This window comes from Collinsella sp. An307 (assembly GCF_002161805.1).
Taxonomy (GTDB): domain Bacteria; phylum Actinomycetota; class Coriobacteriia; order Coriobacteriales; family Coriobacteriaceae; genus Coprousia.
Genome location: NZ_NFIP01000001.1, coordinates 365,233 through 382,373, shown reverse-complemented (window position 1 = coordinate 382,373; position 17,141 = coordinate 365,233). Strand labels below are relative to the sequence as shown.

Genomic DNA, 17,141 nt, shown 5'->3' with positions numbered 1-17,141 from the left:
CGGTTGCGCGCTTCAGATAAGAGACCAGTTATCAAAACACCGCTCTTGCAACGCAGGCTAAGAGCTACCATCTAAAGCAAGCGAAAGGCAAAATCCTTGCTTTTGAAGGAGGTCCTGAGATGCATGCAGAGCAGGTCGAATATAGCCCGACATTTTCCGAAATACTCGCAAACAACCGCGCCTTCGTGGGGCAGGGCGGCGCAGGCGAGCGGCCCGAAACGGGGCGCCCTGCCAAACAGCTTGCAATCGTGACCTGTATGGACGCGCGCCTAACGGAGCTTCTGCCGCAGGCCCTTGGCATCCGGGACGGCGACGCCGCGCTTATCCAGGTCGCGGGCGCCACCATTGTGAACCCTTACGGCGAGGCGATGAGATCGCTCATTGTCGCAATCGCCGAGCTCGGTGTTACTGACGTCATGGTAATCGGTCACACAGACTGCGGAACCTGCGGCATGGAGGCGAAGCATCTGCTCGCTACCCTGGAGCAAGCGGGTGTGCCCCATGACGCTGTCGAAACGGAGCTCGCGCGCGAACCACGTGCGCGCGACGTCTTGACTGGATTCAATCGCTTGGAGGACGAGGTCGCCCGTAGCGTGCGGACCATTCGCTCACATCCTTTGGTACCTGGCTCCGTCGCCGTATCTGGTTTCACCATCAACATCCAAACCGGCGAGCTTGCGCCCGTAGACGTTTAGCCTCGCATCACATCAAGCAGGCTCGACGCCTTCCACGAGCGCGATACGTAGAACCTTAAGCTGAGTGCCGCCCTTCTTGTTGGCACACCCCATGAGCACCCACTCGTCGTCTACGTCTAGGATCGTACCGGCAAGGCGCATACCGCCCGCTGTGACGCCCGCCTCGGAAAGGACAAGCTCACAAGATAAGCCGATACGCTCCCGCAGCAGCCGTCCAAGCTCGACCTCGCGAGGTCGCGCGTCATCGACGAACTTCCGCAGATCTTTCTTAGTCGGCATAACCGCCATGATGTAGACGACCATAGCAAACGTCCCGCATGCCATCGCAAGAATCGTGTAATCCATCAGCGGTCACCATCCTCAATCGAGAACCCCGCGACATCGGCCAGGTCAACAAGCTTCAGGACACGATGTGGAGGCTCCTTCTCACCGAAAATCGGTGTTGGAAAGACGGCCTTAGGCGCGTCGCACTCCAAGCGAATCCATCCAGCACCAACGCCGCAAATGAGCGCATGCATAAGAGCCCCCTCGCCGTCGGAGAGCTCCACCGTCGTAACCTTGCCCACGAGCCCTTCGATAACATGGAGGTCACGGACGGACCCGCCCTTGCCCGAACTGACCACGTCGACCTCATCGTTCGCGAGGTCGTCGAGCGTCACCCCATAGAGCCGCGCGAGCTCGGCTGCCTTATCAAGCGCGGGCGAACCCTGCCCAAGCTCCCAGTTGCTGATTGTCTGCCTGGTCACGCCTATGGCGGCAGCGACTTCCTGTTGGCTCATGCCCACGCGCTTGCGAAGTGCGAGCAATTTGTCCGATATCATCGTCGACCTCTCCTTCAGGCGGGAGGCAAGGCTTTCCTTTCGAGGACCCCGCCTCCCCCATTCTCTCGAAGATGGTTCCGGCGCGCTAGCAAATCCGCTCGGCATCTTGTCCAATGCGCTTGCGCGATGACCTTACATGAGGAAGTTCATAACGAGCGAGACCATCGACTCTTTCTCCTCGGGACGCGACTCGGCAATCATGAGCGCCATTGCCACGAGCATGCTGTCCGACACCCGCTTCTCGATGCCGCGGAAGAGCGCCCCATTACGGTCGAGGAAGTACAGGAAGAGGCTGCACGCGATGCGCTTGTTGCCGTCGACAAATGAATGGTTCTTGATGACGAAGTACAAGAGGTTCGCCGCCTTCTCCTCGATCGAGGGATAAAGCTCCTCGCCACCGAACGACTGGTAGATTGCAGCGATGCTGCTGCGGAAGGAGTCGTCCTTCTCACGCCCGAAGATGTCACTCGCAAAGCGCGGCCGCATCTGCGAAATGAGCATGATGCATTCGTCATAGTCGAGCACATAGGTCGAGCGTTCCCCCTTCGGGCGCGGCACCGCCTCGCGATCGTAGGCGTCGAGGAGCTCGTATGCCTCCGTGTAGCTCTCCACGATATCAAGGATCTCGCGAGAAGCGAGCTCGCCGGGAATCCGCTCGATGATACGAACAACCTCACCCAGTTGACGCAGCCGCCCCTCATTCTCGGCATGACCTTTCAAGATATAGCGCTTGAGCACATCGGTCGCCCACCGGCGGAACTCCACGCCGCGTTGGGACTTCACGCGGTAACCCACCGAAATGATGACGTCGAGGCTGTAGATCGCGACCGGCCGAGCCGAAGAAGCAATATGCAAAAAATGCATATTACCCTCTTTGACCAGCTCTTTCTCCTTAAAGACATTCGAAATGTGTCGGGCAATAACAGGCTGCGTGCGATCAAACAGCTCTGCCATCTGGGCCTGTGTAAGCCAAACAGTCTCCTCTTCTACATTGACGGAGAGCTCAACCTGACCATCTATCGATTCAAACAATACGATTCGCTGTTCATCTGAAGAGCAGTCGTTGACGATATCGTTCATATGATGTTGGTTGTTGATAGCTTTCATAGCCATAAAGCATCCCCCGCTTCACAGATCGGCCTTCTAATCAATCGACTTGTGAGCCCCGGCATTAACGGGCGCCAGGAAGCGGGAGCGCTACTCCGCCCGAGGTCGAGCCAGTGCAGCCAGCCTCTTGGTGCCTTATCTGGCATACCCGCCGACACGTACCATTGGGGGCCTCCGTGCCGGCTCTTGCTCGTCCCCGTACCTTGGGAGCATTATAACATAGACAAGAACACTTGTTCGTTACTATTCAACAAAATTGTTTTGAAGCTGCACGGTTGTCACGAAACGTAGCGGGCTTTATCAAAGTGGCGCAAACCGTTTAGTTAATTCCGGTCCCAACAATCGTGTAGATCAGCTTTAGTAGTAGGATTGGCGGAGCCCGCACCGGAAGGAACACACATGAGAGCCCACTCCGTCCTCGCCACCCTGCTCGTTGCAACCATGGTCCTGCCCCTCACGGGATGCTTTGGCATGCCTTCTCCTAGCGACATCGCCAATCAGGCTGAGGATTTCGCCTCGCAGGCGCAGGAGCTCGCCGACACGCTCTCAAACGTCGATTGGGGCAAGGTGTGCCGTCTTGTCGTAAAGGACGCCCAAACCGGCGCGGTTATTCGCGAGGTGACCGACCAGACGGAAATCGAGGACGCCTTTGAGCCATTCTCCGGAGAGGGCGGCATTGCTACGGAGCCGGAAGAGCCGGCGGAGTATATCTTCGAGCTGTGGGAGCCGGAAACGCAGAAACTCGGACAGAGTGCCGACGACCTCAAGGAGTACAAGGGTCTTGAGGTTACCACCTATGAGGGCTCCCCCGTTGTGGGGCTCGAGGTGAGCCCCATCGGACTTAAGCTCTATCTCACGTCAGAGGCAGCCGCGGACGCACTGCGCGCACTCGCGATATAGCGCACGACGAGTAGTGGTGCAGGACGGAAGGTCTTACACCCGAAGCATAATCACGCACACGCGTGGATAGCATCCCGCAGGAACTGCGCGGCACCAGGGGCAACTTTCTCGTAGTAGGCGCGGAACCGATCGTCTGCGACGTAGCCGTCGGCCAGGCCCTTGTGGGCCTCGGGCGTGTAGAGCCCGTCCGGCCAGTACATGCGCAGCCAGCGGGCGTGCATGGCCACGAGCTTGCGTGCCTCCGGGCCGGCCGGATCTCCTGTCTCCATCGCACGGCGCAGCTGCTCGTTGATGGCAAGCGCCAGCTCGTCGGCCTGCAGGTGCGCCGCCTCCCCCATCGCCACGTACTTCTCGTTCGCCGCGTCCACCACCTCGTCGCCGTAGGCAGCCCGGGCCTCCTGTCCGTAGGCATCCTCGTTCTCGGCGACCTCGCGCCAGCGGCGAAGCGTCGGCAGCACCGCACCCAAAAGCGACGCCGCTTCGTCCACAGTCCAGCCCATCGCCTCGGCCATACGCGGCGCGCAATCTTCAATCATCTCTTCCATCGAGGTCTCGTACGTGTAGACGCCGTTCTCGTAACACCAGCGGCAAAAATCCTCTGCCTCAGATCCATCTGCCTCATGGCCGTGCTGATCGGGAGCGGTGAACATCATGCCGCAGCTCTGACAGTAATGCTCAGGCATGTCGAGGAGCTCCGTCACAGAAACATCCAGCTCGCGAGCAACGAGCTTGAGCATGTCGATGCTGGGCTCGGTGGCGCCGGTCTCCCAGCGACTCACGGCCTGGCGGGTGATGTAAAGGCGACGCGCCAGCTCCTCCTGAGTAAGTCCACGCTCGCGGCGCAGGCGGGCGAGGGCATCCTTGAGCATGATCATCGGGGGGTCCTTTCGCTCGGGTTCTTCTCGCCCATTGTCCTCGAGCGCGGCGCGACCAGCAAGCAACAGGTTGTTGCGCCGCTACTCGTCGGTGAGCTGCCGCTGTACGCGCTTTGGCAGCTTGGAGAAGACAAGGTTGTAGCTCATGTCGCACAGATCGAGCACGAGATCCTCGGAAAGATGTGCATCAAGGTCGATGGAGACCCACGTGCGCCCGTCGGAGTAGTAGCCGGGCAGCACGGCCTCCGGGTGCCCGGCGCGCAGCTCGAGGATGCGGTCGGGGTCGCACTTGAGCGAGAGCAGGTGGCGCCCCGCGTAGGGCGGCTTCGCGTCGGGCGAGGCTACGAACTCGCAGGCGAACTGCCTGCCACCAACCCAGTACACCATCCAGCCCCACTTCTCGTGGAGGGCCTTCGTGGCGCCGGGGCGCGAGAGCAGGTGGGCGTCTATGCGCGAGAGATCCATGGTGCACTTCCTCGAGAGAGTATGTTTGAAGCGATTCTACCCGCAGGGGACACATGGATGCGCGAAGACGCAGGGCGCCCCGCAGGAGGCAACCACGGTCGCCTGGTGTCCTTATCGATTCCGGCGAGGACGCACTTACCCGCGGCGCTTCCCCCGGCCGATCGCCCAGAACGCGAGGAACGAGATTGCAACACCCGCGACGGCGATCCATCTGCGCGGCGTGACAGAGTTGCCCGTCGTAGCGCTGAGAATGACAACGAGCGCGACCCAAAGCGTCGGCAGGACGGCCGCCGTCCACACTGAGCGTGTGTACCGGCCCAGGATCTGCGCCGCCGCCAAAGCAGCAGCGCCGCCGACGGCTGCCGCAAGCCCCGTGAAATCCCGCACGTCAAGCAACAGGCCGCCCATCACCAGCACGCCGATGCCCACGACGAGCCCCACGAAGACCTGAAGCACCAGCCGCATAACGTTGGCAGAAGCGCTCTCCCGCGCCGCCTCCACGGGGTCGCCTGACGCCGCGCCCAGGAGCTCGGCCGCGCTCTTGGCCTCCCTGCCCTCCCCGCCGCGTCGCGCAACGAGGACTACCACGGCGAACGCCAGCACAAGCACCGACAGCAGCAGGCGCAGCGCCGAATCCAGGTAGTCTCTCCCTGCAACGGCCATAAAGGCGAGCACGGCGATGACGGTGACCTCGACCGCTCCCAGCGCTATCGCAAAGGCCTTCCTCTGCTGCGCGCTCTTCTCCACCATCTCGCGCATCTCGTCCACGTCCCCTCTCACCATCTCGTCGATCGTGGTGCCGAAGAGGTTCGCGAGGAGCAGCATGCTCTGGACGTCGGGCAGGGTCTTGTTCGTCTCCCAATGCGAGATCGTGACGCGGCTCACGTAGAGCCTCTGCGCGAGCTCGTCCTGGGAAAGCCCGAGCCGCTGCCGCCGCTCCCTGATCTGGTTGCCGATGTCCATGAGCGTTTCCGTTTCCTCGCCGCCTTTCCTTCACCCCCCCCAACGTAGCCGAGGGGCGCACAAAGTGCAGTAAAAAGTGGTTTACAAGCTGCATTACCTGCAATAATAAGCTACGACTATCCAAGCGCCTCAGAGGAGCTCACATGACCAAGACCCTGTACCTTATCGGCGGCCCCATGGGTGTGGGCAAGACCACCGTCTGCCGTGAACTCAATCGGATGCTGCCCGCCTCCGTCATGCTCGATGGGGATTGGTGCTGGTGCGCCGACCCGTTCCAAGTGACAGAAGAAACCAAACGCATGGTGCTCGATAACATCTGTCACCTGCTCAGCAACTTCCTGTGCTGCGGCGCATACGAGAACGTAATCCTCTGCTGGGTCATGCACGAGCGCACGATCATCGACGAGATCCTCGGGCGACTACCCATCGAGGAGTGCGACGCCGACGTCCGCACCGTCTCGCTAGTTGCGCACGAGGACGAGTTGTGCCACCGCATCGAGGGCGACGTGCGCGCGGGCACGCGTGACGAGGGGGCGGTGGCGCGGTCGCTCTCCTACCTCCCACGCTATCGCGACCTTGGCACTGAACTCGTGGACACCACCAGTCTCACGCCGCGTGAAGTCGCCGCGCGCATTGCCAAAACGCGCGGGTAAACGCCTCACCCTTGGGAGATTGAACGCGGAGGTCTATGCCGAGAGCGCGGCCTCCAGCTCGTCGACGGTCGCGAGCACCGAGCCGTAGCACTTCTCGCAATGCTCGAGCGCGCCCTCCTGCGTGCCGCAGAGGAAGGTCATGGCGGCATCGGTCACTACGATTGAGTCGTAGTTGTTGAAGTAAGCGTCGGCGAGCGTGTGCAGCACGCAGATGTTGGTGTCGGCACCGACGGCGATGACGCAGGTGACGCCCAGCTCGCGGAGCGTCAGGTCGAGGTCGGTCTGGAAAAAGCCCGAGTAACGGCGCTTGGGGATGACGATGTCCGAGTCGGCACGCTCGATCTCGGGGAAGATGCGCATGGCGCCGGCGATGCCGTGCTCGCCCCAGAGCTCCAGCTCGCGGTCGAGCCCGGGAACATGCGCGTCGTTGCAGAAGATGACGGGAATGCCGGCGGCGTGGCAGGCGGCGACCGAGCGCGCCACGGCGGCACGGTAAGCGCCGGTCGTGGTCTCAGGATCGTAGAGCGTGTCGTCACCCGTAGCCTCGATGGCATCGATAACCAGCAGCGCGGTCTTGTTCTTATCGATCTGCATGGTAGTTCCCTTCACCTGTCTTCACAGGGTCTTTCATTAACCTGAACGTCTATCCCAGCGCCACAAAGCAAACTGGAACAGCAACCATCATCTTAGCGTCCCATCAGCCCCTCGATGTCGTAAGCAATAAGCGATTCAGCCTTTTAACGGTACTATGGATGCAGATAGCTCTTGAAAGGGGCACCATGGCACGCAAACCCATCGCCGAGCTCTCGTTCTCGCAAATCTATCCGCTACTGGTGCAGAAAGCGGAGCGTAAAGGCCGCACGCGCGCGGAGGTCGACGCCGTCACCTGCTGGCTCACCGGTTACGACGAGGCGGAGCTCGCTCTTCAACTTGAGCGTGACCTCACCTACCGGGAATTCTTCGACGAAGCTCCGGCACTCAACCCCGCACGCACGCTCATCACGGGCAAGATTTGCGGTGTGGACGTGGCAGCAATTGAGGACCCCATAGAGCAGAATGCACGTTACTTGGACAAGCTCGTAGACGAGCTTGCACGCGGGCGAGCTCTGGAGAAGGTTCTCCGAAGCTGACAGTGCGCAACAATTAACCAGCGCACCTGCACTAAACTGCGACTCTACTGACGGTCGAGGGAACTCAACTGGCAGTCGGTTGAGTGTGCATGCAGCCCCCGGCACGATGAAGGCGTCGGAAACGCCCGCAACGAAAGGACGACCATGACCAAACAGACGTTCGGCGACACTATCTCCGCTCTCCGCAAGGAGAAAGGCATGACCCAGCTCGACCTCGCCCGGCAAATGGGCGTGACGGACAAAGCGGTGAGCAAGTGGGAGCGCAATCTGTCGTTTCCCGACGTGACGTCGCTGCCGAAGCTCGCGGAGGTGCTCGGCACCTCGGTGGACGAGTTGCTTGAGGTTAAGACCATAGGCCAAGAAGGCCCGACGGAATCCAAGGTACCCGAACTCGTGGAGCTCGTCCTCAAGGCGGTCGCGCTCGCCATGGGCGTCGGCGTCGTCGCACTCACCATCATGGACGAGGTGACCCCAAACGACGCGATTCGTCTGCTCAGCATCGGCCTCGCGTGTGTGGCGCTCGTTCAGCTGATGCACACGGGTGACGAGTAGCGTCCGCGACGTTCCGCCATTCTCAGCCGAGAGATCCGGACACGCTCATTGAACAGCATGATTACTGCAAAAGCTCCGCAAGGTTGCGACGAAAGCGCTCGCGGTCCTCGTTCGTAAAAGCGGCAGGACCGCGCGTGCGACCGCCCGCCCGGCGCACCTTCTTCTCCTCGTGGCGAATGAAGAGGTCCATGTCGATCGTGGCCTTCGAATAAACGCGCCCGCGCACACCGATCGCCGCCGCATCGCGGCCCAAGACCATACTCGCGAGACCGATGTCCTGCGTGACCACCACGTCGCCGGGCTGCAGGCGTTCCACGATGGCGAAGTCCGCGCTGTCGGCGCCCACGGACACGTCGAGCACCTCCACCCAGAAGCCGCCATGCGCGGCATCGCGTCCGCGGGCGTGCGCGACGTCGCGCGGATCATCCGGGCGGATGTGCCGCGCGAGATTCTGCGTGGTGTTGCCGACGATGACCACCGGCACCCGGGCACGGCGTGCACAGGCGAGCGCCTCACGCGTGACCGGGCATGCATCGGCATCTATATAGAGCATTTTCATCAATCCCATCACGCGACATCAGCACAGCGCACGTAATTTGCGAATGCCAGCCTCGAAGCAATCGGTCATATGCTCCTGCGATGCCTCCGAAATGCCATCCGCCCGTGCAAGTCCCCGCCAACGTGTAAGCACCCGCGTCATATTCAAAGCGATTTTCTGCGCATCTCCTTCGCTCAATCGGAAGAACTCAGCAACGGAAAATGCCTGTTCTGGTTCCGCTTCACGATTGTCAAACGAAAGCCCCGTGGCAAGGAACTTTGATTCAGCGCCCGGCGTGGGATTGACGTCGAAGGCAGGAGAGAGTCTCCAGCCGCGCCCATCCCGCAGAAAGCCATAATTCCGCAGATGATTGTCCGTGTTGCCAATCGCACAGGAGAAGAGTGCGCGACTCCAGAGCTCTCGGAGATCGGCGGATGGGTCAGCCCCTTCGGTCTCTATGAACTCGACCAGTTCCAGATACGAATAGCGCCCGCCGTCCTCACCCTGGACCGCGGTAAGTCCACTGATGTAGGGAAGCCTCCTTGATCCGCAGCGGTCAAAACGCCGCATGATCAGAACCGCACGGCCGCCCACGCGCACGAGTCTTGACGCGGGAACCGCGATGCCGCACTCCCCCATGAGTCTCAGCGCAACGTGCTCCCATGCGCAGACATCATCGATCGCATCCTCATCCGCTTTGGGGAACTTCGCGATGCAGAGATAGCCCGCCTCGTCGCGCACCGAGGCCTTCGGCCGCGCACCCCCGAGACTGGAACCCGCAGCGAGCAAATCCCGCACGTCTGCATCCATGTCAGAAGCCGCAAGATCGGCCGAAGCGAGCAGTGAGGGAATGCTCGTCTCCCTTGGCACGCCCGACACTACCGGAGACAGCGCGCGCCCATCGGCATCCCAGAACCTGAGCGCCCCCTGCCGCGCGGCATCATCGACCCCGACAAGCATATCAATCTCGAAAAGCGTCCTCGGCGTACGCTTATCCTCCCGCGCGCGCTGTCGCTCTGCACGAAGCATCAGATTTCTTCCCCAGCGATCGGGCATGCAATCTTCAAAGGCGCGAAAGTTCCGCAAGCCAGACGAATGGAACGAGCCCGGCCCTAGCGGCATATCGGGCGCAAAGGAAAACGCCCGTGGGTCATCAAGGTACGGCGGCGCATATGAGAACGTCGCCGTCTCGTCTCCATGGCGGACATTCTGATACAACCGGCCCGCCAGCACATCCTTGTCGCCAAGGGTTACCGTGACATTGACCTCCATGTCAACTCCTCACCCGCAACGGCGTGTCTTCCTCCGCCCGGGCGCGACCGATAGGTGTGCGCAATGGATCCGTTGCCTCCTCGACGTTTTGCAGCATGCCGAGAATCCGGGCGACGCGTAGAAAGTTCTCAAGCGAGCCTGCGCCCTCGTTCATGAGACGGCGGACGGTAGGGACCGAGAGGTTGGCGCGCTCGGCAAGAAGATCAAGCGGAATGCGCTGCTGACGACGTGCAAGGTCGAGATTTGACGCGATGATTCGCATCGCTCGGGCTACTGGTATAGGCGTTCTTCCCGCCATAACGCTCCTAACGGTAAAGCTTTTTATGGTTTCCTAATTTAACAAAAACTATCCTTTCTGTTACATCCGATTCGGACGCATGAGTTGAAAAACCTTATTGCACTGTGTATAGGTGAGTATATACTGTAGCTATCGGGTATATACACTATGCCCGGCGGGAAGGGTCGCAGACGTCCGGCGCTTCCCGCGCCGCCAACGGGGACGCTCCGCGGCGGCACTCCCCTGCGGGGACGCCCAACGGGGCGAACAGGAAGGATATCGACTTGGACATCATCATCTCGACCTCGAGCGGCAAACCCATCTACGAGCAGATCGTCGAGCAGATCAAAACCGCCATCGTGACCGGCACGCTCGCCGAAGGCGAGCAGCTCCCCTCGATTCGCGCGCTCGCCAACAGCTTGCGCGTGAGCGCCATCACCACCAAGCGCGCCTACGCGGACCTGGAGGCAGCCGGCCTTATCGAAACGGTGCAGGGCAAGGGCAGCTTCGTCGCCGGCGGCAATGCCGAGCTCATTCGTGAAGAGCAACTCCGCCAGGTGGAGGCGCACATGCTCCGCGCCATCGAGAGCGGTCGCGCCATGGGTCTCACGAACGACGAGCTCTCCGAGATGTTCACGCTCGAGCTGGAGTAACAAGCAAGGCAAGCTGAGGGGCAACGCCAAAGGCGCCCCGCAGACGAAAGGACGTCGACCATGCACGCCATGGCATCGGATATCAAAACCACCAGCAGCCTTCTCATAGAGGCACACGGGCTCACCAAGCACTACGACGGCTTCTCGCTTCAAGGCGTTGACCTCACCGTCGCCGAGGGCGAGGTCGTGGGCTTCATCGGCCAGAACGGCGCCGGCAAGTCCACAACCATACGAGCGCTTCTGGGGCTCTTTCCCACCGACGGCGGCAACTCGCATGTACTGGGCTGTGAAAGTAGCAGGCTCTCACGTAGCGAAGGTGCACGAGTTAAGGAGGAAATCGGCGTTGTCTTTGACGCCATCTCGTTCCCCGAGCATCTGAAGGTCGCCGACATTGGACGCATCTACGCCCGCGCTTATTCAAATTGGGATGCACACCGCTTCGCACGCATGACGGCGGACCTTGGCCTCGACGCCAAGAAGACCGTAAAGAGCCTCTCGCGTGGCATGGGTATGAAGCTCTCCCTCGCCTGCGCGCTCAGCCATAACGCACGTCTCCTCATCCTGGACGAGGCCACGGCCGGCCTCGACCCCATGGCGCGCGACGAGATCTTAGACCAGCTGCGCGACTTCGTGGCCGAGCCGGGACACGCCATCCTCATGTCGAGCCACATCACCTCGGACCTCGAGCGCATCGCCGACCGCATCATCTGCATCGACAACGGACGCATCGTCTTCGACCTGCCGAAGGATGTCATCACCGACGAGATGGGGATCGCCCGCTGCCGCGTGGCAGATCTGGAGCGAATTGCCGATGCGGGCATCATCCCCGAGGCCGAGCTGCGCTACCTGCGCCATGACTACGGTTTCGACGTGCTCGTTCCCGACCGCTTCGCGTTTGCCGAGAACTTCCCCGACATCGCGGTCGACCGCATGACGATCGACGACTACATGACCCTCACCCTGAAAGGTGGTGTGCGATAGATGAAGAGCGCCTACTTGATTGAGATGACCATCTTTCGCGATTACGCCAAACAGCTGGTAGCGTTGGGTGCGCTCGTGAGCCTTTGCATTGGCGTGGGTATGCAAACTCCCCTTGCCATGCCCGCGACCCTCACCTGCATGTTCTTTATGATGAGCGCGATGGGGCTTGCCGCGTACGACCAGCTCAACCACTGGGAGCTCTTCCGGCTCACGCTGCCGCTCTCCCGCCGAGATATCGTGCTTGGCCGCTATGCCGCTATCGTGACCCTCGGCCTTATCGGCATGATCGTAGGGTTTGTAGGCGCGCTTGTCTCGATAGCAGCCATCGGCGCGATGGGGATTGACGGCGAGATTGGTGATGCCTTTGCCTTCGAGCCCGACATGCTCGCCGTTATGGCCGTGGTGTCCTGCTTCACCCTGCTTATTGGTTCTGTGGTGGCAAGCGTGGTGACGCCGATCTACTTCCGCCTCGGGCAGACGCGCGCCACGCAGATCCTGCCCACCATCATCGTGCTCATGTTCGTGATTCCCGTGGTCATCCTCGGTAACAGCGGCATGCTCGACGGCGGTATCCCTGGCATGGAGCTGCTCTCGAGTGCACTTGAGGCGCTGGATACGCCTGCGGGCATGGCTGCTGGCTGCGCGATCTTGGTCGCGCTCTCGGCAGTGGCGCTTTGCATCTCCGCCGCCATCTCGCTCAAGCTCTACGTGAAGCGCGAGCTGTAGGCATTCGCTCAACGACGCCGCGTGGATGACCGGAGAATGATGACGAGCTGTGCGTCAAATGGTCATGCTGGCGACACCTGCATCGCCAGCATGACCTCACGAGCGGTGGCGCAACATTGTTGAAGACTGGTCTGTGCGGCGTAGGCATTTCTTTGAATATACTTTTGCCATAGAGACTGCATCGGGCTATCGTTCTCAACTTCATCAAACACGCGCTCCCAGCGAAGCACGCGCCCCACACTACCCCTTTTCTCGCATGTCGCATCCAGTGCCGCGCGCAGAGTGTGCATGTTGCATTCCCCACCGTGAAGTCTCCATAGCACATGGATATCGTAGAAGTCACGAGGCCGTGTATTGGTGACGCCACGGGAAATCACCGTTTCCAGCTTCTCAGCCAACACCGTTTCTAAAGGATAGGCGAGCAGCCTGATGCTGCCATCATCAAACAACTTGGGATAGTCGTACTCGATGGGCGCCGGAGTAATCTTGTCACCCGTGGTCACATCAATGGTAAACGGCACCGACATCGGCGGAAAAACGGCTTTGAGATGAACGCGGATACCGGGATAATCATCCGTTTCCCGAATATCCACAGTACGATCGAACAGAAACGTCCAATCGTCATCACATGGAATGGACGCCACCTCTTGAAACACTTGTTGGGCAGTTTCATGACTAAGGGTGAAGCCCCTGATTGTCGTGTCAAGATCCATGGTGGTGCGCGATTCAACGCCAACGAGCGATGCGATGAGCACCCCTCCTTTGACCACCACGTCGTCGCGCCACCTTGATTGCGCAAGACGCTCGAGAAAGCGCTCTATAAGGTAGTTCTGCATAAGGGCCTGGGGGTTGATTCCCGCTGCCCGCGCCCTGTTGTTAATCAGCGCTTTCAGCTGCATCGCGTTCTTCGTTTTCACAGAAGCACCTCCAAATAGCTCCTGATCTTCGATTCGACGCCGAGTTTGCGTGCATATTCCAACAACTTCATGGGATCACGGTTTCTTAGAGCCGCATATTGCTTCATTGCGGGCACAACAACTTGGACGTCGACCACCTTCTGGCCTCGAACGATATCGCAGAGCGTTCTTTCTAGGTCATAAGCTCTGACCGTGTTGCCATACGGGGTCAACAACTCACATATTCCAAGACCGAGCACATCGTCAGCGCATGTTCGGCAGATGATTCCCGCTTCTTTGACAGGCCTGGTGTTATAGGAACGGGGAAACGTCATGGTGAGCGAGAGCGGCACACGATCTGTCATTCCAAGTAGGTACAGTGCCGTTTCATCGGAGAAGGTTCCTCTGCTAAATCGGTGCTGCGCGATAAAAAGAGGGTCCTCCCAGGTATCGGGCAAAGCATACAGTCCGCGATCAACCCTGACGAGCTCCCCTGATTCGACCGCCTCTGTTAGAGACCTACGGGGAATATGGGCGGCCGTTGCCTGAGCTACGGAGATATAACCATTGTTTTTTACAGCGATATCAACGAGACCCATGGCAACACCCCTCCCAGCGGTGAACACCTATGCTGAATTATATCGCAGATTCAGCATCATTGTAATTATAGGAGCCACGGAAATGACGGCGAGTGCCATCTAAACTCCGCTTAACCCGACTAACAGCACAAGGGGGCTTCCTACAGCGGACGAGAGCACGCCGCCGCCTCGAATGGCGACCGACTGCACCGACGCCATACCCGATCGTTCCTGCGATGAAACCGCGTTGTGTAGCAGCGTCTGCTCGATAACGCTGCGGGCACCGAGCAAAAGGTACATGAGCGTATAAAGTCCCACAAACATCGCCGCAGATGTCGCAAGTGCGAGCGCACCAAGCACGACGAGAATCGATGCGTGCAGGACGATGTACAGGCCACGCCTCCCCTGCCCCCTAAAGAATTCCTCGGCAAGACCACCGCAGCGCATAGCGCAGGCGCTGCCCACCGAAGCCATCACCATACCAAGGCAGCTCACGATCCCCAGCACCCATTCCCATGAGTCACCCATCAGCGCCAAGAGATCGAGCTGCCAATATGTCTCGAGCGTCACCATGGCGACACCGGCCGACACCGAGAGCGCGACCACGAGCCTGACATCGCCGGGGCGCTTCGCCATTGCAGCGATAGCGGCAAGCTCCGCGCGCAAACCCTCTCGCATTCCCGCCCCAACCCATCGCACATCTCTTGGAAAGACAATCACGGCCCCCGCAAGAGATGTTAGGGAGAGGAAAACAACAGACACAATAAGCAGCACGTAAGTGCCGTCGAGCGCCGCAATCATGCCGCCGAGCAATCCGCCTGTAGCGGTACCCGCCGTCTCCAGCAACGCAAGGCGCCCATTCAGGCCATCTAGGGCGGCAAGTCTCGCGCCCGCCCAAGACATCCGATATAACGCCACTTGGGACCTCAAACGCACAGGTGACGGCAAGCGTAATACCGATCGAGATGGGTAGCAATTCGACCGTCGCCCCGCGCGCGATCAGCATAAGCGACAGCACCGGAACCGAGAGGCCGCCTGCAACATACATCGTCAAAAACACGAGCACGTGACTCATCGGAAGAATCGATAAGGGCACATTATCAGCACGCTCCTTCAGATGACCATTTGACATAGCGATACCACCCTCCCCACAGCAGGCTTGCAACAGATCTATTCAGCTGTTCTCTAGCGATACCTAAGCCGATTCACTCCGGTGCGGATAGCAACCGATGCTAACCTCCCAGGGGACGGCACCTTCCGTGGGGGCATCGTGCGCATCGATGAACTCGTCAACCATCTGCCGGAATGCCCGGGCATCGTCTTCGGTAAGGTAGATGACGCCCGCCCGCAGCTCACCGCGCGCCCGCCCGAGCTCCTTATCGCGGGCCGCAGCGCCGGACGAGACGTAAGCTCGAAGCCCCTCGAACACGCGCTGGTTCAGATAGTCGACAACGAGCTCTTTCACTTCCCTAAGATCGTCACCGTCGTCCATACGCAGGTTCACCTGAGCGGGAACAGCCCGCCAATACCGCGCATTGATGCCGCGCACAACCTCGGTATGGTCGAGCTCAACCAACCCTAGCTCTTCCAACTTTTTCATATGGTGCGTGACGGATGAGGCGGAGATGCCCATGGCGTCTGCGAGCTCTTCGCACGTCGCAGGACGCACGATCAGCTGCATCTCGTGCAGAAGGCGCTGCCGCTGAGGGTTCACGTAGATATCCAGATGTTTACGGGTCGTGATATCAATCTCGCGTGTTGCCATACATCCTCCTCTTGTTACATGCCATAGTACGTTGCACACTTTGTAACGTCAGAGGAAGCTTGCACCGCGTTATCGAAGAAGGAGACTTACTCGTTCTGTCCGAAAGCCTCCCAGAGAAGCGTCACGATGCCACAAAGCATGCCGCCAATGGGCCAAGCAACCCAAAACCAAGCGGCGGACGTGCCCAACGGCTCAAACTCATCCGGATTTGCCGACGTGAGCACAGGGGCGAACAAGAGTCCCAATCCCACGATGGTAGACAGAATCATGATGGCACCGCAGACCGCCCCGAGCTTGCTACCGCGGCGCTTCTGCGTAAGCAGGGCTGCGCGCCGCTCCTCATCGACCTTGAGGCTCATGATTTCCTCTACCTCAAGGTCCTCGCCCACGCTTTTATTGTACTCAGCAACGTTTGTGCGACCGAGCAGCATGCCACCGCGGATAATCCACCACACGCCCAAAGCGATAAAGAACATGAGGAAGAAGAGCGCCCAGTTCTCAGCTGACTTCTCGAGCATAAGCAGCGCACCGATGCCCGCGATAATGAAGGCGACCCCCGCGATAAGCGAAGTCGAAAACGCCTTGCGGGCGGCTGCGCGATCCTCGTCGGTGTAGAAGTCCTCCACAAAGGGATGGGCTTTCTGGAACGCCGCATGATCCATCCCTGCCGGAACAAGGAAGGCAAGCCCGGCGAGGACGCCCAGAAGCACGATAATCACGAAAAGTCCATCGCGACCGCTCCATGAGGCGAGCTCGACCGAGCCCTCGAAGAGCAGTCCCAAAGCGATGCCCAAAAGGATTATCGCGACACCTGTGGGGACCTTCCACGCCAGTTTGAGCTGGTGTTCCTCATACCCGCAGATATCCTGCGGAGGACCTGCGGGCACTTGCGGCACTGCATGGGGAAACGCCTGTTCATCGGTGGTGTCCGAGGCAGCGGCGCGGGCAGTGAGATCTCCCGACACAAGGTCATCGAGCGTACAGCCGAAAATCTGACACATCTTAAGAAGCTTGTCGAGCTCCGGCGTCGTCCGCTCAGCCTCCCACTTCGTGACGCTTTGGCGAGATACGCCAAGAAGCATGGCCAGTTGCTCTTGAGTCATATTGCGCTCGGCGCGCAGATGTTGAAGGTTGTTGCGGAAACTCATAATGGTGCCTCTCTGTCGAGCCCGGGGCGCAGCGCCGCAGCGCCTCCGGATGTTCGTATCAATCTTGCCGGCACCAAAAAGTCTAGGGTGGCGCGCACTGCCATTCTACCAACCGCCGGTACGCAAATGAGCAAGATTCAGGCAAC

Annotated in this window: 23 protein-coding genes; 8 read left to right on the top strand and 15 right to left on the bottom strand. The window is 60.0% G+C overall.

Annotation, left to right across the window (positions count from 1 at the left end; all coding sequences use genetic code 11):
* Window positions 1–119: 119 nt before the first annotated feature.
* Window positions 120–695, top strand: a complete 576-nt coding sequence (locus B5F89_RS01705) for a carbonic anhydrase (protein WP_087430055.1) — start codon at window positions 120–122, stop codon at window positions 693–695.
* Between the two features lie 12 nt (window positions 696–707).
* Here the strand turns inward: B5F89_RS01705 and B5F89_RS01700 are convergent, their stop codons facing one another.
* From B5F89_RS01700 to rhuM, 3 genes are all read right to left on the bottom strand, one after another.
* The gene (locus B5F89_RS01700; RefSeq protein ID WP_087430054.1) at window positions 708–1,040 is read right to left on the bottom strand and encodes a hypothetical protein; all 333 of its coding nucleotides are present in this window, start codon (window positions 1,038–1,040) and stop codon (window positions 708–710) included.
* Window positions 1,040–1,516: a helix-turn-helix transcriptional regulator gene (locus tag B5F89_RS01695; protein ID WP_087430053.1), complete on the bottom strand. Its 477-nt coding sequence runs from the start codon at window positions 1,514–1,516 to the stop codon at window positions 1,040–1,042. Before B5F89_RS01695 ends, B5F89_RS01700 begins: the two co-directional genes overlap by 1 nt.
* Window positions 1,517–1,648: 132 nt before the next feature.
* Window positions 1,649–2,623 carry a RhuM family protein gene (rhuM, locus tag B5F89_RS01690; protein ID WP_239286627.1) on the bottom strand — a complete coding sequence of 325 codons (975 nt, stop codon included), beginning with the start codon at window positions 2,621–2,623 and terminating at the stop codon, window positions 1,649–1,651.
* Window positions 2,624–3,022: 399 nt separating this feature from the next.
* On the opposite strand from rhuM, the gene B5F89_RS01685 reads away from it, so the two are divergent.
* The gene (locus tag B5F89_RS01685) at window positions 3,023–3,523 is read left to right on the top strand and encodes a hypothetical protein (protein WP_087430052.1); all 501 of its coding nucleotides are present in this window, start codon (window positions 3,023–3,025) and stop codon (window positions 3,521–3,523) included.
* 50 nt (window positions 3,524–3,573) lie between these two features.
* On the opposite strand, the gene B5F89_RS10080 is transcribed toward B5F89_RS01685, so the two are convergent.
* The 3 genes from B5F89_RS10080 to B5F89_RS01670 all read right to left on the bottom strand — a co-directional run bounded on the left by B5F89_RS10080 (window position 3,574) and on the right by B5F89_RS01670 (window position 5,826).
* A complete protein-coding gene (locus tag B5F89_RS10080; protein ID WP_204230545.1) occupies window positions 3,574–4,398 on the bottom strand; it encodes a TipAS antibiotic-recognition domain-containing protein in 825 nt (274 codons plus the stop codon).
* 81 nt (window positions 4,399–4,479) lie between these two features.
* On the bottom strand, window positions 4,480–4,863 hold the full coding sequence (locus tag B5F89_RS01675) for an MmcQ/YjbR family DNA-binding protein (RefSeq protein ID WP_087430051.1): 384 nt from the start codon (window positions 4,861–4,863) through the stop codon (window positions 4,480–4,482).
* A 135-nt stretch (window positions 4,864–4,998) separates the two neighbouring features.
* Complete coding sequence (locus B5F89_RS01670) at window positions 4,999–5,826, bottom strand: helix-turn-helix transcriptional regulator (protein WP_087430050.1); 828 nt, start codon at window positions 5,824–5,826, stop codon at window positions 4,999–5,001.
* Between the two features lie 143 nt (window positions 5,827–5,969).
* On the opposite strand from B5F89_RS01670, the gene B5F89_RS01665 reads away from it, so the two are divergent.
* Window positions 5,970–6,479, top strand: coding sequence for an AAA family ATPase (locus B5F89_RS01665; protein WP_087430049.1), 510 nt, complete (start codon window positions 5,970–5,972; stop codon window positions 6,477–6,479).
* Between the two features lie 33 nt (window positions 6,480–6,512).
* Here the strand turns inward: B5F89_RS01665 and B5F89_RS01660 are convergent, their stop codons facing one another.
* A complete protein-coding gene (locus B5F89_RS01660; RefSeq protein ID WP_087430048.1) occupies window positions 6,513–7,073 on the bottom strand; it encodes an isochorismatase family cysteine hydrolase in 561 nt (186 codons plus the stop codon).
* A gap of 185 nt (window positions 7,074–7,258) precedes the next feature.
* Between B5F89_RS01660 and B5F89_RS01655 the strand changes: the two genes are divergently transcribed.
* Window positions 7,259–7,609 carry a DUF2200 domain-containing protein gene (locus B5F89_RS01655; RefSeq protein ID WP_087430047.1) on the top strand — a complete coding sequence of 117 codons (351 nt, stop codon included), beginning with the start codon at window positions 7,259–7,261 and terminating at the stop codon, window positions 7,607–7,609.
* A gap of 144 nt (window positions 7,610–7,753) precedes the next feature.
* A complete protein-coding gene (locus B5F89_RS01650) occupies window positions 7,754–8,161 on the top strand; it encodes a helix-turn-helix transcriptional regulator (RefSeq protein ID WP_087430046.1) in 408 nt (135 codons plus the stop codon).
* Window positions 8,162–8,222: 61 nt separating this feature from the next.
* Here the strand turns inward: B5F89_RS01650 and B5F89_RS01645 are convergent, their stop codons facing one another.
* From B5F89_RS01645 to B5F89_RS01635, 3 genes are read right to left on the bottom strand one after another with little or no spacing between them, the layout of a single operon-like run.
* Window positions 8,223–8,723: a DUF188 domain-containing protein gene (locus B5F89_RS01645; protein ID WP_087430127.1), complete on the bottom strand. Its 501-nt coding sequence runs from the start codon at window positions 8,721–8,723 to the stop codon at window positions 8,223–8,225.
* A 15-nt stretch (window positions 8,724–8,738) separates the two neighbouring features.
* The gene (locus B5F89_RS01640) at window positions 8,739–9,971 is read right to left on the bottom strand and encodes a type II toxin-antitoxin system HipA family toxin (protein WP_087430045.1); all 1,233 of its coding nucleotides are present in this window, start codon (window positions 9,969–9,971) and stop codon (window positions 8,739–8,741) included.
* 1 nt (window position 9,972) lies between these two features.
* Window positions 9,973–10,233: a transcriptional regulator gene (locus B5F89_RS01635; protein WP_204230544.1), complete on the bottom strand. Its 261-nt coding sequence runs from the start codon at window positions 10,231–10,233 to the stop codon at window positions 9,973–9,975.
* A gap of 299 nt (window positions 10,234–10,532) precedes the next feature.
* Here B5F89_RS01635 and B5F89_RS01630 point away from each other — a divergent pair, with 299 nt between their 5' ends.
* Genes B5F89_RS01630 through B5F89_RS01620 form a run of 3 tightly spaced genes read left to right on the top strand, consistent with a single transcriptional unit; the run spans window position 10,533 to window position 12,608 of the window.
* A complete protein-coding gene (locus tag B5F89_RS01630) occupies window positions 10,533–10,901 on the top strand; it encodes a GntR family transcriptional regulator (RefSeq protein ID WP_087430043.1) in 369 nt (122 codons plus the stop codon).
* Window positions 10,902–10,961: 60 nt separating this feature from the next.
* Window positions 10,962–11,882 (top strand): ABC transporter ATP-binding protein, encoded by a 921-nt coding sequence (locus tag B5F89_RS01625; protein ID WP_087430042.1) that lies wholly within the window; start codon window positions 10,962–10,964, stop codon window positions 11,880–11,882.
* Window positions 11,883–12,608 (top strand): ABC-2 transporter permease, encoded by a 726-nt coding sequence (locus B5F89_RS01620; protein WP_087430041.1) that lies wholly within the window; start codon window positions 11,883–11,885, stop codon window positions 12,606–12,608.
* A 62-nt stretch (window positions 12,609–12,670) separates the two neighbouring features.
* On the opposite strand, the gene B5F89_RS01615 is transcribed toward B5F89_RS01620, so the two are convergent.
* From B5F89_RS01615 to B5F89_RS01595, 5 genes are all read right to left on the bottom strand, one after another.
* Window positions 12,671–13,525 carry a nucleotidyl transferase AbiEii/AbiGii toxin family protein gene (locus tag B5F89_RS01615; RefSeq protein ID WP_087430040.1) on the bottom strand — a complete coding sequence of 285 codons (855 nt, stop codon included), beginning with the start codon at window positions 13,523–13,525 and terminating at the stop codon, window positions 12,671–12,673.
* A complete protein-coding gene (locus B5F89_RS01610; RefSeq protein ID WP_087430039.1) occupies window positions 13,522–14,103 on the bottom strand; it encodes a type IV toxin-antitoxin system AbiEi family antitoxin domain-containing protein in 582 nt (193 codons plus the stop codon). The genes B5F89_RS01615 and B5F89_RS01610 overlap by 4 nt, the downstream gene beginning before the upstream one ends.
* Before the next feature lie 99 nt (window positions 14,104–14,202).
* The gene (locus B5F89_RS01605) at window positions 14,203–14,760 is read right to left on the bottom strand and encodes a hypothetical protein (RefSeq protein ID WP_143758318.1); all 558 of its coding nucleotides are present in this window, start codon (window positions 14,758–14,760) and stop codon (window positions 14,203–14,205) included.
* Between the two features lie 517 nt (window positions 14,761–15,277).
* The gene (locus tag B5F89_RS01600) at window positions 15,278–15,847 is read right to left on the bottom strand and encodes a winged helix-turn-helix domain-containing protein (RefSeq protein ID WP_087430037.1); all 570 of its coding nucleotides are present in this window, start codon (window positions 15,845–15,847) and stop codon (window positions 15,278–15,280) included.
* 86 nt (window positions 15,848–15,933) lie between these two features.
* Entirely contained in the window at window positions 15,934–16,995 is a 1,062-nt protein-coding gene (locus B5F89_RS01595; protein WP_087430036.1) for a helix-turn-helix transcriptional regulator, read from the bottom strand.
* Window positions 16,996–17,141 lie beyond the last annotated feature (146 nt).

Excerpts from the sequence above, each read along its gene's own strand:
- B5F89_RS01625 (WP_087430042.1), top strand. The coding sequence starts at position 10,962 with ATGCACGCCATGGCATCGGATATCAAAACCACCAGCAGCCTTCTCATA.
- B5F89_RS10080 (WP_204230545.1), bottom strand. The coding sequence starts at position 4,398 with ATGATCATGCTCAAGGATGCCCTCGCCCGCCTGCGCCGCGAGCGTGGA.
- B5F89_RS01670 (WP_087430050.1), bottom strand. The coding sequence starts at position 5,826 with ATGGACATCGGCAACCAGATCAGGGAGCGGCGGCAGCGGCTCGGGCTT.
- B5F89_RS01660 (WP_087430048.1), bottom strand. The coding sequence starts at position 7,073 with ATGCAGATCGATAAGAACAAGACCGCGCTGCTGGTTATCGATGCCATC.
- B5F89_RS01695 (WP_087430053.1), bottom strand. The coding sequence starts at position 1,516 with ATGATATCGGACAAATTGCTCGCACTTCGCAAGCGCGTGGGCATGAGC.
- B5F89_RS01665 (WP_087430049.1), top strand. The coding sequence starts at position 5,970 with ATGACCAAGACCCTGTACCTTATCGGCGGCCCCATGGGTGTGGGCAAG.
- B5F89_RS01655 (WP_087430047.1), top strand. The coding sequence starts at position 7,259 with ATGGCACGCAAACCCATCGCCGAGCTCTCGTTCTCGCAAATCTATCCG.
- rhuM (WP_239286627.1), bottom strand. The coding sequence starts at position 2,623 with ATGAAAGCTATCAACAACCAACATCATATGAACGATATCGTCAACGAC.
- B5F89_RS01640 (WP_087430045.1), bottom strand. The coding sequence starts at position 9,971 with ATGGAGGTCAATGTCACGGTAACCCTTGGCGACAAGGATGTGCTGGCG.
- B5F89_RS01685 (WP_087430052.1), top strand. The coding sequence starts at position 3,023 with ATGAGAGCCCACTCCGTCCTCGCCACCCTGCTCGTTGCAACCATGGTC.
- B5F89_RS01635 (WP_204230544.1), bottom strand. The coding sequence starts at position 10,233 with ATGCGAATCATCGCGTCAAATCTCGACCTTGCACGTCGTCAGCAGCGC.
- B5F89_RS01610 (WP_087430039.1), bottom strand. The coding sequence starts at position 14,103 with ATGGGTCTCGTTGATATCGCTGTAAAAAACAATGGTTATATCTCCGTA.
- B5F89_RS01650 (WP_087430046.1), top strand. The coding sequence starts at position 7,754 with ATGACCAAACAGACGTTCGGCGACACTATCTCCGCTCTCCGCAAGGAG.
- B5F89_RS01675 (WP_087430051.1), bottom strand. The coding sequence starts at position 4,863 with ATGGATCTCTCGCGCATAGACGCCCACCTGCTCTCGCGCCCCGGCGCC.
- B5F89_RS01600 (WP_087430037.1), bottom strand. The coding sequence starts at position 15,847 with ATGGCAACACGCGAGATTGATATCACGACCCGTAAACATCTGGATATC.
- B5F89_RS01620 (WP_087430041.1), top strand. The coding sequence starts at position 11,883 with ATGAAGAGCGCCTACTTGATTGAGATGACCATCTTTCGCGATTACGCC.
- B5F89_RS01705 (WP_087430055.1), top strand. The coding sequence starts at position 120 with ATGCATGCAGAGCAGGTCGAATATAGCCCGACATTTTCCGAAATACTC.
- B5F89_RS01700 (WP_087430054.1), bottom strand. The coding sequence starts at position 1,040 with ATGGATTACACGATTCTTGCGATGGCATGCGGGACGTTTGCTATGGTC.
- B5F89_RS01605 (WP_143758318.1), bottom strand. The coding sequence starts at position 14,760 with ATGCGAGAGGGTTTGCGCGCGGAGCTTGCCGCTATCGCTGCAATGGCG.
- B5F89_RS01595 (WP_087430036.1), bottom strand. The coding sequence starts at position 16,995 with ATGAGTTTCCGCAACAACCTTCAACATCTGCGCGCCGAGCGCAATATG.